We start from the raw sequence: 12,519 nt of genomic DNA, 5'->3' as shown, positions 1-12,519 counted from the left end.
CCGCTTAAGACCTGGGGGAATGACGGAGTGAGAACTTATGCAACTAAGTACTAGATGTAGAGGTGATAATTATTATACCTTCTTCAATTTATGAGGGGGTCATACTAAGAATATAATAAAACTTTTTGCGTTTGTATTAATTAAAGATGTAATAAAGGAGAGAACAATAGTATGAACTTTTCTGACAAAAAAAATGAATTTGATTTAATAATTATTGGTGGAGGAGCAGCAGGATTTTCGGCTGCAATTAAAGCAGATGAATTTAAGGCAGATACGCTCCTGATAAATTCCAGTCTCCCGATTGGGGGAACATGTGTTAATGTAGGTTGTATTCCAACAAAATTTTTATTAGAAGTTGCAGATCATTATCATCAGTTGAATAACAGTCGCTTTAAGTCACTTAATTCATCATCTAAAATTGATTTTGCCAGACTTATTGAGGAAAAAAATGAATTAGTCAATTCTTTAAGAGAGGTAAATTATCAAAATGTATTAAATAATTTACCTTATGTTACCTACATTGAGGGTTATGCCCGCTTTATCTCAGATAAAGAGGTGGAAGTTGAAGGCAGGAGGTTTTCTGGTTCTAAATTTATCATTGCCACAGGTTCATCCCCAAAAGTATTGCCTATCCCAGGTCTAAAGGAGACTGGATTTTTAACTAACCGTGAAGCTTTAGAGTTAAATAAATTGCCAGAAAGTTTTTTAGTAATTGGTGCAGGTCCTATTGGTTTAGAATTTGCTCAGATGTTTTCTCGTCTGGGCAGCAAAGTTATTGTAGTAGAGTTAATGGAAAGAATCTTGCCTCAAGTTGAACCGATTGTTTCAGAAGAGCTTAAAAAATCTCTTATAGAAGAAAATATAAAAATATATACCACTGCGAAGATTCAAAGAGTAAGAAAACAGGATGGTAAAAAATTGGCAGATGTGGAGATAGAAAATAAAATACAAACCTTTCTTGTTGATGAAATCCTTTTAGCTACAGGACTGGTTGGAAATAGTAAAGACTTAGGTCTGGAGAATGTGGGTATTGAAACAGATAAAGATGGTTTTATTAAAGTAGATGAATTTTTAAGGGCTTCACGACTTCATATCTTTGCTGCTGGTGATATAACAGGGGCTCCATGGCTTGAGACAGTGGCAGCTAAAGAGGGGAATATAGCCGCACAAAATGCATTAAAAAATGCGAAGACCAAGATGGATTACAGCATTATTCCTTATGCAATATTTACCTCACCACAGATTGCCAGCATTGGAATTAAGGAAGAAGATTCTATGAGAATATTTGGTAATTGTTTATGCCAGATGGTTAAGATGGATAGAATTCCAAAAGCTAAGATAATAAATGATACAAAGGGTTTAATTTATATGGTTCTTCATCCAGAATCAAAAAAAATTTTAGGCGTCCATATTGTCTCCAGGTTAGCATCTGAGATAATTCATGAGGCAACTTTAGCGATTAAATTAGGGTTAACCATCGAGGATATTATAGATACAGTTCATATCTTCCCAACATTTTCTGAAGCAATAAAAATAGTTAGTCAATCATTCAACCGGGATATGAGTAAAATGAGTTGTTGTGTGGAATAATTGAAGGAAGTACAAAAAATGCTTAGAAGAAGTTTTCGTTTGATTTTTATCGCAAGTTTAATTTTATTTCCATCTTTTTCTTTTGCAACATGTCCTGCATGCCTTGGCAGTGTGGGATTACCATTGCGTGGTTATGCTTTTACTACGTTACAAAATTTTGATTTTAGTTTTCGTTACAGGTTTGAGCGTCAGGAAGATGATATTTATTACAGAAATCTTCAAAATGCAAGAATATCTTTAATTAGAAATTTTGACCGCTGGTCTTTTGGAGCAAATATTCCAATATCTTATGCCAATGGATTTATGCGAGATGGAAAATTTCATACTGTTTTTTCAATACCATATGGTGTTGATGTTCTAACTCGCTACTTCATCTTGAAGGCGCCGTTTGTCTCAACTCGACCTATTTTGAGCATTATAGGTGGGATTAAAATTCCTTCAGGTTATGTTTTTCATAAAGAGCATGATTCTCTACCTATTCCATGGGGATTGAATAGCGGTATAGCATATTCCATAAATATTGGTGGAAATATAATTTTCAGTGAACTCTATTACAGTTATTTTCTAAAACAATCTAACTATAGTTTTGGGAATAGGGCAACAGTTTCTCTCGGTATAATGCGATTTTTTAAAACAAATTTGGGAATTAGCTTAAACTCAACATTGGTATGGCAGGAAGGTGATAAAATTTCTACTACTTACCCCTCAGAAGACTCAGTAGATGTATTTCAGAATACAAGAAGATTAACCTTAGATATAGGTCCGAGAATTAGTTTACTCATATTTGATACTTTTTTGGATTTATCAGTCGGTTATGCTGTTGTGCATACTTATGAGACTCTCAACTCGCCAAAATATCTCTGGAGTTTCGAGCTTGGGTTTTCAAAAGGTTTTTAAAATGGCGGTGTTAAAAGATATGCTTGAAATTCTTCTAATTAATTTATATAATTCTAATCTGTAATTAATGAATAAAACAAAAAAAATATGGTTGAAAAATTTGTTCATTTTAACCCTGTTTCTTATTTTATTTTTACTCAGTACAATTGCAATTTCCCATGACTTCTTTTGTTATGGCGAATTGAATGGATTATGCAGCCCATTACATAGTCTATTTAATAATCCTTCATCTGTTATATATGATGTCTTTCATTTTAATCTTTCTTCAAAATTTTATATTTATTTTGGTAATAATTGTATTATCCCTCCTGAATTTATAAAAAATATTTTCCATCCCCCAAATTAAATTTCCTGAGCTTTACCAATAATCCTTAATTTTAAATTAATATTTTTTTGTGATGGAGGCTCAAATTGAGATTAATTAATTATTTATTGATAATTGTTCTCCTTTTTTCATGGTGTATAGTTAAAGGAGAGGAAGGTCTTACCCTCGAGCAGGCAATTGATATCGCTATGAAACAGAACCCAGAGATTCTTTCTGCTAAGGGAGAACTGAATGTTTCATTGGGCAAAAGATTGCAAATGGAAGCCATTCCTGACCCGGAAATAGCTTTTAGCGACGAAGGTATTCCAATGGGTGGAATTTCCAGGAATGGAACTGAGAGAGAGATAAGTTTCGGAATCCAGCAGTTTCTTGAGTTTCCCGGAAAAAGGTCTCTTAGAGGAAAAATTGGAAAATATGGAGAAGAAATATCTTTTTTTGAATTAGAAAGGATAGAGATTATAATTAAAGCTGGGGTAAAGAGAGCATATTATAAAGCTATTTTAAGTCAGAGGACTATTTCAACTCTTGAATCTACTTTAGGTCTCCTTGATGAATTTATCGATAATGCAAACATCAAATATCAAGTGGGAATGGTTCCCTATCTTGATGTTCTTCGTGCAAGAGTAGAAAAGGCAAGAATACAGAATCAATTAATTGAGGTTAAAAAAGAATTGAAAGTAGATAAGTCTTATTTGAATCTTCTTCTTGGAAGAAAGGGAGATGAACCATTACATTTGCTGACAGATATTTCTTTTATTCCCTTTGAGAAAGACTTTTCTAAGATCAAAGAAGAGGCTAAAAGGACAAGACCTTCCCTTTATATTGCTGCATTAAAGCTCGAACAGGCCAATGCTGGCTTGAGGCTTTCAAATATGAGTTTTTATCCTGATTTTTCTGTGGAATTTTTCTTTCCGAGTTTACGGACAGGGGCAGGGGGAGTAGTGTTTGGATTCTCTATTCCGGTTTATTGGAAGAAGAGACAGAAAGGGCTAATACTCGAAGCAGAGGCAACAAAACAGATAAACCTAATTTCTTCAGAAGCCATAGAGAGAAGAATAATGACACAATTAGAGAATGCATATTCGTCAGTGAAAGCAGCAGAGGAGCAGGTAAAGGTGTTTGAGCAAAAACTTCTCAGAGAGGCCGAGGATCAACTCAAAATTGGCATCCACAATTATCAATATGGAAAAATCGATGCCCTTAATCTTTTAGACCTCTATCGTACGTATACACTTACAAAGCTTGAATATTTGAGATCCCTTTACTTTTATCTTGTTTCTCTTGCTGACTTGGAAGTAGCTGGAGAGGATTATGAATAATCTAGTGTGCTGTCCCTTAAATATCTTCGCAGGCAGACGGTCTCTCTTCCAGCACACTGAAGGGGTATGGGGAAGAGGCTTCCCCATGTCAGGGGGTGCTCAGCGAAGCGTCCAGGGAGAGGCTTTCTCCCATAGGGAAAGTGTTGTGTCACATAAGAATAAGGAAAGGTATTTAAGTGACACAACACTAGGAGGTAAAATGAAGAAGAATCCTTATCTTATACATATTTTGATGATTTTAGCTTTTACCCTTTTTTTATATGGATGCAATAAGAAAAAAGCCGAAGAGGTTGATACAGAGAATGCAGAAGAAAATGCTCGATCTACCATTACTCTTTCAGAGGATGCTTTAAAAATAGCTGGGATAAAAACAGACATTGTTCAGTTGAGGACAGTTTCCCAGAGAATTAAAGTGGTTGGCGAAATTTCTTTCAATCAAAGAAAGTTTGTAAATATAACATCGAGAGTATCAGGAAGAGTTGAAGAAGTTTTCGCTTTTCCAGGAGATAAAGTTAAAGAAGGTCAATTGCTTCTTTCCATTTATAGTCCGGATTTTCTTTCTGCCCAGGCGGAATTTATTCAAGCTGAAGAAAGATTGAAAAGAGTAATGAAAAATAACGATGAAGAAGAGAGACAAAATGCCAAATCCCTTCTTGATTCTGCAAGGAATAAACTAATTTTGTTAAATATAAGAGAAGAAGAATTAATTGAATTGGAAAAAACTCATTCGATAAAATTCCTTCTGCCAATAAGAGCTCCATTTAATGGAAGCATTATTGAAAGTAATGTTGTTACTGGAGACTACATTGATACGGGCACGAGTCTTTTTAAAATCGCAGATATATCCACTCTATGGGTCAACGTTAATATATACGAGAAAGACCTATCTTCAATCAAACAGGGATGCAAGACTTTGATAAGAGTCAGTGCTTTTCCCAATGAAGAATTTAAAGGAAAACTCACCCTTTTAAGCGATGTGGTAGATAAAAATACTCGCACTGTAAAAGGAAGGGTTGAAGTTATGAATAAATCAGGAAAGTTAAAGCCTGGGATGTACGCTGAAGTTAACTTGATTTTTCCTTCAGAATCAAAATCGCTTTTAATTCCAGAAATTGCAGTTCAAGATTTAGAAGGTAAAAAAGTAGTTTTTCTCCAATCTGGGAACAATTCTTTCTCAGTCAAAGAGATAGAAACAGGATTAAAATTAGATAGTTTTATTGAGATAGTGAATGGTTTAAAAACTGGTGATATTATTGCTACTGAAGGCAGTTTCATTCTCAAATCAGAACTTCTTAAAAAGACACTGGAGCGCGGTTCAGTAGATCACTTCAAAGATAAGCAATTTTTCCCTCAGCGCTCCGAAGGGGCATGGGGAAGAGGCTTCCCCATGTCTGGGGGGTGCTCAGCGAAGCGTCTAAGGGGGGCTTGCCCCCATAGGGAAAGTGTCATGTCACAAGAAAGTAACGAAGGATAATTAAGTGACATGACACTGGAGGTAGAATAAAGATGATTGAAAAAATAATATCTTTTTCATTAAATCAAAAACTTATGATTATAGTGGTTGTAATATTGTTGATTACATTGGGAATTTATTCTTTCATGAGACTTCCAATCGATGCCTTTCCTGATGTAACAAACATTCAGGTAGAAATTTTGAGCACCGCACCGGGTCGTTCTCCTCTGGAGGTTGAAAAATTTGTTACCTATCCAATTGAAATAGCAATGCGAGGTCTACCAGGATTGACTCAAATACGTTCGGTTTCCAGATTCGGTTTATCTGTTGTTACTGTGGTCTTTGAAGATGATGTCGACATATATTTTGCGAGACAGCTTGTATTGGAAAGGTTAATCGAGGCAAAAGAGAAAGTACCGGAAGGCGTGGATATTTCGATGGGGCCTGTATCAACTGCCATGGGTGAAATCTATCAGTACACATTAGAAGGAAATGAACCTGATGATGAAACGGATAGGATTAGATATTTAACAGAATTGCGAACGATTCAGGATTGGGTTATAAGCCCTATTTTAAAAACAATTCCAGGGGTTAATGAAATTAATTCATTTGGAGGTTACATAAAACAATATCAGGTGTATGCAGATTCAGATAAATTGCTGAAATTCGATATTTCCCTTGATGATGTGGTTGAAGGATTGAAAAGAAATAATCGGAATGTAGGAGGGAATATTTTTCAGCGATACTCCCAACAATATTTAATCCGGGGCATAGGACTCTTACAATCAGTAAAAGATATAGAAAACATCGTTTTAAAATCCCGGGATGGAATTCCTGTATTTATGCGCGATGTGGCAGATGTGGAAATTGGGCAGGCGGTTCGCCAGGGTGCTTCTGTAAAAAATGGTGAAAAAGAAGTTGTGGGCGGAATAGTAATGATGCTTCGGGGAAGTAACAGTCGTGAAGTTGTTGAAATGGTTGAGAAAAAAGTGGAAGAAATAAATGAAAGCAACATTCTTCCTAAGGGATTGAAAATAAAGCCTTTTTACAAAAGATCATACATCGTAAAGAAGAGTATACACACTGTTACAAAAGCATTGCAAGAAGGCGCAATTTTTGTAATTTTTGTTCTTTATCTATTTTTAAGAAGTTTCCGTGGTGCCCTGATTGTTATTTTTGCATTTCCTCTATCTGCTCTATGTACATTTATCGTTATGAAACACACTGGACTTACAGCAAACCTCATGTCCCTTGGTGGTTTGGCAATTTCCATTGGGATGATAATAGATGCTACAATAATACAGGTTGAAAATGTTCAGAGACATCACTCAGAATCAGATGCATCGAAGCACAAATTATCAACTGTGCTTAGGGCAGTTTTAGAGGTGATGAAGCCAAGTATCTTTGGAGAATTGATTATCGCATTAACATTTATTCCAATAATGACACTTCAAGGAATAGAAGGGAAAATGTTCACTCCGCTGGCCTTCACAGTTACAATAGCTCTTCTTTCATCTCTTATCCTTTCAATTTTTGTTATCCCAGTATTTTGCTCTTTGATATTAAAATCAGGAGCTGAGAAAAAAATTTTTTTGATTCATTGGGCAAAAAAAATATATTTGCCTGTTTTACGCTGGGGATTAAACCATAAAGCTATTATTCTTATCTCGGCAGGTATACTCCTTCTTTTCACCTTATATTTAATCCCTCCATTGGGCACAGAATTTATTCCTATAATGGATGAAGGTGCATTTGATATGGATGTACAATTATTACCTGGAATTTCTCTACCAAAGTCATTGGAGATAAGCAAAGAAGTTGAAAGGACCCTTATGAAATTCCCTGAATTGGAAACTGTTGTTTCAAGAACAGGTCAAACTGGTATAGCTATAGAAGCAAGGGGAGTGGAAAGGACTGGTTTTGTGGGGACTCTCAGGCCCCGTTCTGAATGGAAGAACGCTAAAAAAAGAGAAGAATTAACTCAAAAGATGAGAGATGCGTTGTCAATACTTCCTGGGATAACTTTTTCATTCAGTCAACCAATTGCCTGCAGGATTGACGAAGTTGTTGCTGGAACTCGAGCACAGATAATCATAAAACTATTTGGAGAGGGTTTAGAGGTGTTAAAAAATAAGGCAGATGAAATCGGAAGAGTTTTATCAAAAATTAAAGGTGTAGAAGACCTCGTTGTCGAACGAGTTTCTGGGCAACCTTATCTCTCTGTAAGTGTAGATCGTCAAAAGATAGCACGGTACGGAGTAAACATCGATGATGTGCAAATGATTATCGAAACAGCAATAGGAGGAAAGCCTGCAACTCAGCTGTATGAAGGTGAAAAATACTTTGACGTTTTGATAAGATTTCCTGAAGAAAAAAGGAATTCAATATCCACAATCGGAAATATATTAGTAAATTCTCCCCATGGTTTTAAAATACCATTAAGCCAGCTTTCGGATATTTCATTTGTTGAAGGACCTGCCCAGATAAGCAGGGAAAATACCCAGAGGCGCATAGGAATAGAATGCAATATACATGGAAGGGATATTGGAGGTTTTGTCTCTGAAGCAAAACGTAAAATAAAAGAAAATGTAACGCTTCCTACTGGTTATTATATAACCTGGGGTGGACAGTTCGAAAGTCAGCAAAGGGCTATGAAAAGATTAATGGTTATTGTTCCAATAACCATAGGGCTTATCTTTTTTCTTTTGTTTGTGACTTTTAATTCAATAAAATTAGCAATCCTTGTTATTATGAACCTGCCTTTTGCTTTGATAGGAGGAGTTGTAGCATTGTTTATATCAGGCCTCTATCTTTCAGTACCTGCATCAGTTGGATTTATTGCATTATTCGGAGTAGCAGTTTTAAATGGTATTGTGTTGGTTTCTTACATTAACCAGCTTCGTCAAGAAGGAATGCCTTTAAGAGAATCTATCATAAAAGCTTGTGAGCATCGTCTCCGTCCAGTATTGATGACAGCTTCTATCACAATATTCAGTCTAATCCCGCTTCTTTTTGCCCAAGGACCTGGTTCTGAAGTGCAGCGTCCTCTGGCAGTAGTGGTTGTTGGAGGATTGATAACTTCTACCTTATTAACGCTTTTAGTCCTTCCCACATTGTATGGTTGGTTTGAGGCCAAAAAAGAAGAGATTGAAATATAAGGAGAAAAGAGATGAAAGAAATTAAGGCGATTATAAAGCCATTGATGCTTGAAAAAGTTATTAGGGCCCTGAGGTATATTGAGGAGCTTCCTGGTATTACTGTTTCTGAAGTAAAGGGCTTTGGAAAGAGTATGAAAGTTAACTATAAAGATAAATTCTCAGATGAAATTATAGAATATGATAAAAAGATAAAATTGGAAATCGTTGTACCTGATGAGCTTACAGAGGTCACTGTCAGGACTATTGAGGAGAATGCCAGAACTGGAAGTAAAGGAGATGGAAAGATATTTATATATGAGGTTCAAGATGTTATAAAAATTCGGACTGGAGAAAGAGGAAAAAGTGCAATTTAGGGAAAGAGCGCAAACTGAAAGCAAGAAAAAACTTAGCTATGCCCTTATAATAACGCTCTTTTTTATGGGAGTGGAAATTGTAGGAGGGATAATAACTAAAAGCCTCGCTCTCTTGGCTGATGCAGGGCATATGTTTACAGATGTTGGGGCATTAGGATTAAGCCTTTTTGCGTTCTGGCTATCTTCAAAACATCGAACTTTTAAAAAGACATTTGGATGGTATCGTTTTGAGATATTTGCAGCTTTTGTAAATGGTCTGACCCTGTGGATAATTGCAGGTGTAATTGTTTATGAGGCATATAAGCGCTTTCAATCACCGCCGGAAGTAAGAAGTGGAATGATGCTTATAGTGGCATCCATTGGATTACTTGCAAATCTTACAAGTGGGATGATTCTTTTTCGTTCAAGAGAGGAAAATTTAAATGTCAAAGGAGCATTTCTTCATGTCCTTGGCGATGCTTTAGGAAGTTTGGGTGTAATTATTGCCAGTCTTACGATTCGTTTTACGGGTTGGATGGTAGTGGATCCTTTAGTAAGTATTTTGATATGCATATTGATTCTTTGGAGCTCTTGGAAATTGATAAAAGAATCTTTTCATGTACTTATGGAAGGTTCTCCAACTTATTTGGATATCAATAAGGTAAGAGAAGCCCTGACTTTAATACATGGAGTTCAAAAAGTTCACGACCTTCATATCTGGAGCATTACTTCAGGATTTGTTTCTTTAACAGCTCATCTCGTAGTAAGAGAAAATACAGATACTCAAATGGTTTTGGATAAATCTAATAATATACTTTCTTCAAAGTTTGGAATCCATCATTCCACAATTCAAGTGGAGAGTATAAATGGTAATGAATGTAAGATTGAGCCTTGTGATTGAAAAAAATATAAGAAATTGAGATAAAGGAGATTCTTCTCACCAAATTTTTGATTTGAAAATTTGCCTTAATTTTACTGGAAGTATTGAAAGATATAGAATATTTTCTCATAATAAAAAAGGAGGTTGTCATGGATTTTGAAGATTTATGGGAAGATTTAGGGATAAGAATCGGTCCATTCGGGTTCGGTTTTCACGGGCAGGGAAGACCTGTAAGATATACAAGGACTGAGAAATTTCATGTATTGAAAATTAAGATAAACCCGGATGTTAAAAAAGAAGAAATCAAAGTAAGGCTTACAAAACCTGGAGTCTTAGAGATTGAATGGCCCAGAAAGGTGGAAGGCGAAGAGATTCCAGTGGAGTGAAAAAGAAGAAGCAAGTAAAGTTTTTTATTATAATGAGCGGCATAAATAAGTTGACATTTTCTTTGTAGGGCAACCCTTCAGAGCCTGCCCCGAACCTTGCCCTGAACTTTGTTTCATGGGTTGATTCGGGGGTTGCTTAATGCATGGTAAAGCCATGCCCTACATGTCAATTTATTTAATTCGTTTGTATTAGATGCTTGTCGATATATCGCTCAGTGAGAGGTTTCTCTCTTTAATTTAACCCGAATTACGCAAAGATATTATGTAAACCTTCGTTAATTCGTCATTCCCGCCCCCTGCTTTCGCAGGGGTAAACTTGCCCCCGTGAAAACGGGGGGCGGGGATCCAGAAATAAGGGATAATAAACGCTGGATTCCTGCTGGAGTTTACCCTCATGAAAATGGGGGCAGGAATGACATTGAAGGAAACCTTGCGTAATTCGGGTTTAATAAAATAAAAAGGTGATGAGGCTGGGTTGTGGAGAAAGCCGTTAAGATATTGTATTGAGTTTAATTTTTTTGATAATATGAATTTTCGTTGCGTAAAGTTTTTTAATTTTCAGGAAATGGAGGAAGCTAAATGACAGTAATACTTATTTTAGTAGTTCTTTTTATTGTCTGGGTAATACTTATGTATAACTCCCTTATCAGAATGAGAGTGCAGGTAAATAATGCATGGTCACAGATAGATGTTCAATTGAAAAGAAGACATGATTTAATTCCAAACTTAGTTAATGCTGTCAGAGGATACATGAAATATGAACAGGAGACTTTAAACAGAGTGATGGAGGCAAGAGCAAAAGCTGTTTCAGCAACCAGTGTAACAGCTAAAGCAGAAGCAGAAGGGGAGCTGAGCGGAGTTCTTTCAAGGCTGTTTGCCCTTTTTGAGAACTATCCTGATTTAAAAGCTAATCAGAATGTGCTTGCCCTTCAGGAAGAGCTTACCACAACTGAAAATCAGATATCTTTCACAAGACAGCACTACAATGATTCTGTTATGAGATACAACACAAAAACTCAGGTTTTCCCCAGTAATATAATTGCTTCTGTATTTGCCTTTAAGCTCTTTGAATTTTTCAAAGCTCCAGAAGAAGAAAAGGCAGTCCCAAAGGTTGATTTAAGTTTTTAACACTTAATGAAAATTGATTTCTTTGAACAGCAGAGAATAAACAACAGGAAAACTTTATTTTTAATTTTTATTTTCCTTGTAATCCTTGGGATTCTCGGATATCTAATCGACAGATTTTACCTGAATCTGGATTTTCCCTATGCAACAGCATTGGCTCTTGGATTTGGAAGCTTCCAGAGTTTTATTGCCTATTTTTTTGGAGATAAATTAGTACTTCTCTCGATGAAAGCAAGACCTGCAAATGAGAATGATTTAAAAGAAAAACAGGTGTTAAATATTGTGAGGGAGATGTCCCTTGCATCTGGAATGCCAGCCCCAAAAGTGTATATCATACCAGAAGCATCACCCAATGCATTTGCCACAGGAAGAGACCCAAGACATTCTTCAATTGGAGTCACTACCGGACTTATCGAAACAATGAGTCGAGAAGAAATCCAAGGTGTCATTGCCCATGAGATGGGACATGTCAGAAATAAAGATATATTAACCATGACTATTGTTTCTGCTCTTCTTGGAGCAGTTGTTTTGCTATCGGACTGGGCAAGAAGAATTTTGTTCTACTCAGGAGGAAAAACATCTACAAAAGGTAAAAGAGAAGGAAGAGGTGGAGGAATTCATCCCATAATTCTAATTGTATTTTTAGTTTTGGCAATTTTAGCTCCACTCATCGCAAGGTTGATGGCTCTGGCCATATCACGGGCTCGAGAATACATGGCTGATGCAGCTTCAGCAGAATTTACAAGAAATCCCTTTGCCCTTGCAAAAGCCCTGGAAAAAATTGCAAATCACTATGATAAAGTTGTGGATAGAGCCACACAGGGGACTGCCCATCTTTTCATATCTGACCCCATGAACAAAGCAGTAAATTCAAAAGAAGGATTTTTTGCTGAGATGTGGAGCACCCACCCTCCAATTCAGAAAAGGATAAAAATTTTAAGAGAGATGGCAGGTATTTATTATTGACTGGGATTTTTAATATAATTTTAGTCAAATTAAATAATGCCTTTTGTTATCTCTGATAAGAAGCTATAAGAAGAATCTCTTTCTTTTC

The 12,519-nt window shown here is 36.1% G+C and carries 10 protein-coding genes; all 10 read left to right on the top strand.

The genetic code is table 11. The features are described 5' to 3' along the window. Nucleotides 1–171 precede the first annotated feature (171 nt). A complete protein-coding gene (gene merA / locus AB1410_06875; protein MEW6456415.1) occupies nucleotides 172–1,590 on the top strand; it encodes a mercury(II) reductase in 1,419 nt (472 codons plus the stop codon). A gap of 18 nt (nucleotides 1,591–1,608) precedes the next feature. Continuing rightward, a complete protein-coding gene (locus AB1410_06870) occupies nucleotides 1,609–2,487 on the top strand; it encodes a hypothetical protein (GenBank protein MEW6456414.1) in 879 nt (292 codons plus the stop codon). A gap of 411 nt (nucleotides 2,488–2,898) precedes the next feature. Beyond that, complete coding sequence (locus AB1410_06865; protein ID MEW6456413.1) at nucleotides 2,899–4,131, top strand: TolC family protein; 1,233 nt, start codon at nucleotides 2,899–2,901, stop codon at nucleotides 4,129–4,131. Then, a complete protein-coding gene (locus AB1410_06860) occupies nucleotides 4,124–5,605 on the top strand; it encodes an efflux RND transporter periplasmic adaptor subunit (protein ID MEW6456412.1) in 1,482 nt (493 codons plus the stop codon). Before AB1410_06865 ends, AB1410_06860 begins: the two co-directional genes overlap by 8 nt. 32 nt (nucleotides 5,606–5,637) lie before the next feature. Beyond that, nucleotides 5,638–8,742 (top strand): CusA/CzcA family heavy metal efflux RND transporter, encoded by a 3,105-nt coding sequence (locus AB1410_06855; protein MEW6456411.1) that lies wholly within the window; start codon nucleotides 5,638–5,640, stop codon nucleotides 8,740–8,742. An 11-nt stretch (nucleotides 8,743–8,753) separates the two neighbouring features. Beyond that, nucleotides 8,754–9,095: a P-II family nitrogen regulator gene (locus AB1410_06850; GenBank protein ID MEW6456410.1), complete on the top strand. Its 342-nt coding sequence runs from the start codon at nucleotides 8,754–8,756 to the stop codon at nucleotides 9,093–9,095. Next, the gene (locus AB1410_06845; GenBank protein ID MEW6456409.1) at nucleotides 9,085–9,975 is read left to right on the top strand and encodes a cation diffusion facilitator family transporter; all 891 of its coding nucleotides are present in this window, start codon (nucleotides 9,085–9,087) and stop codon (nucleotides 9,973–9,975) included. Before AB1410_06850 ends, AB1410_06845 begins: the two co-directional genes overlap by 11 nt. 128 nt (nucleotides 9,976–10,103) lie before the next feature. Beyond that, complete coding sequence (locus tag AB1410_06840; GenBank protein ID MEW6456408.1) at nucleotides 10,104–10,340, top strand: hypothetical protein; 237 nt, start codon at nucleotides 10,104–10,106, stop codon at nucleotides 10,338–10,340. Nucleotides 10,341–10,919: 579 nt separating this feature from the next. Next, nucleotides 10,920–11,468: a LemA family protein gene (locus tag AB1410_06835; protein MEW6456407.1), complete on the top strand. Its 549-nt coding sequence runs from the start codon at nucleotides 10,920–10,922 to the stop codon at nucleotides 11,466–11,468. Between the two features lie 6 nt (nucleotides 11,469–11,474). Continuing rightward, nucleotides 11,475–12,431 (top strand): M48 family metallopeptidase, encoded by a 957-nt coding sequence (locus AB1410_06830; protein ID MEW6456406.1) that lies wholly within the window; start codon nucleotides 11,475–11,477, stop codon nucleotides 12,429–12,431. The last annotated feature ends 88 nt before the right edge of the window (nucleotides 12,432–12,519 follow it).

The sequence above is a fragment of the Acidobacteriota bacterium genome, from assembly GCA_040756905.1.
GTDB lineage: Bacteria > Acidobacteriota > Aminicenantia > JBFLYD01 > JBFLYD01 > JBFLYD01.
The sequence above is the reverse complement of the archived record's forward strand: the minus strand, read 5'-3'. Positions and strand labels throughout refer to the sequence as shown.

What these genes read in the sequence shown, in the direction of transcription:
- merA (MEW6456415.1), top strand. Translation starts at nt 172, where the DNA reads ATGAACTTTTCTGACAAAAAAAATGAATTTGATTTAATAATTATTGGT.
- AB1410_06870 (MEW6456414.1), top strand. Translation starts at nt 1,609, where the DNA reads ATGCTTAGAAGAAGTTTTCGTTTGATTTTTATCGCAAGTTTAATTTTA.
- AB1410_06860 (MEW6456412.1), top strand. Translation starts at nt 4,124, where the DNA reads ATGAATAATCTAGTGTGCTGTCCCTTAAATATCTTCGCAGGCAGACGG.
- AB1410_06855 (MEW6456411.1), top strand. Translation starts at nt 5,638, where the DNA reads ATGATTGAAAAAATAATATCTTTTTCATTAAATCAAAAACTTATGATT.
- AB1410_06850 (MEW6456410.1), top strand. Translation starts at nt 8,754, where the DNA reads ATGAAAGAAATTAAGGCGATTATAAAGCCATTGATGCTTGAAAAAGTT.
- AB1410_06840 (MEW6456408.1), top strand. Translation starts at nt 10,104, where the DNA reads ATGGATTTTGAAGATTTATGGGAAGATTTAGGGATAAGAATCGGTCCA.
- AB1410_06835 (MEW6456407.1), top strand. Translation starts at nt 10,920, where the DNA reads ATGACAGTAATACTTATTTTAGTAGTTCTTTTTATTGTCTGGGTAATA.
- AB1410_06830 (MEW6456406.1), top strand. Translation starts at nt 11,475, where the DNA reads ATGAAAATTGATTTCTTTGAACAGCAGAGAATAAACAACAGGAAAACT.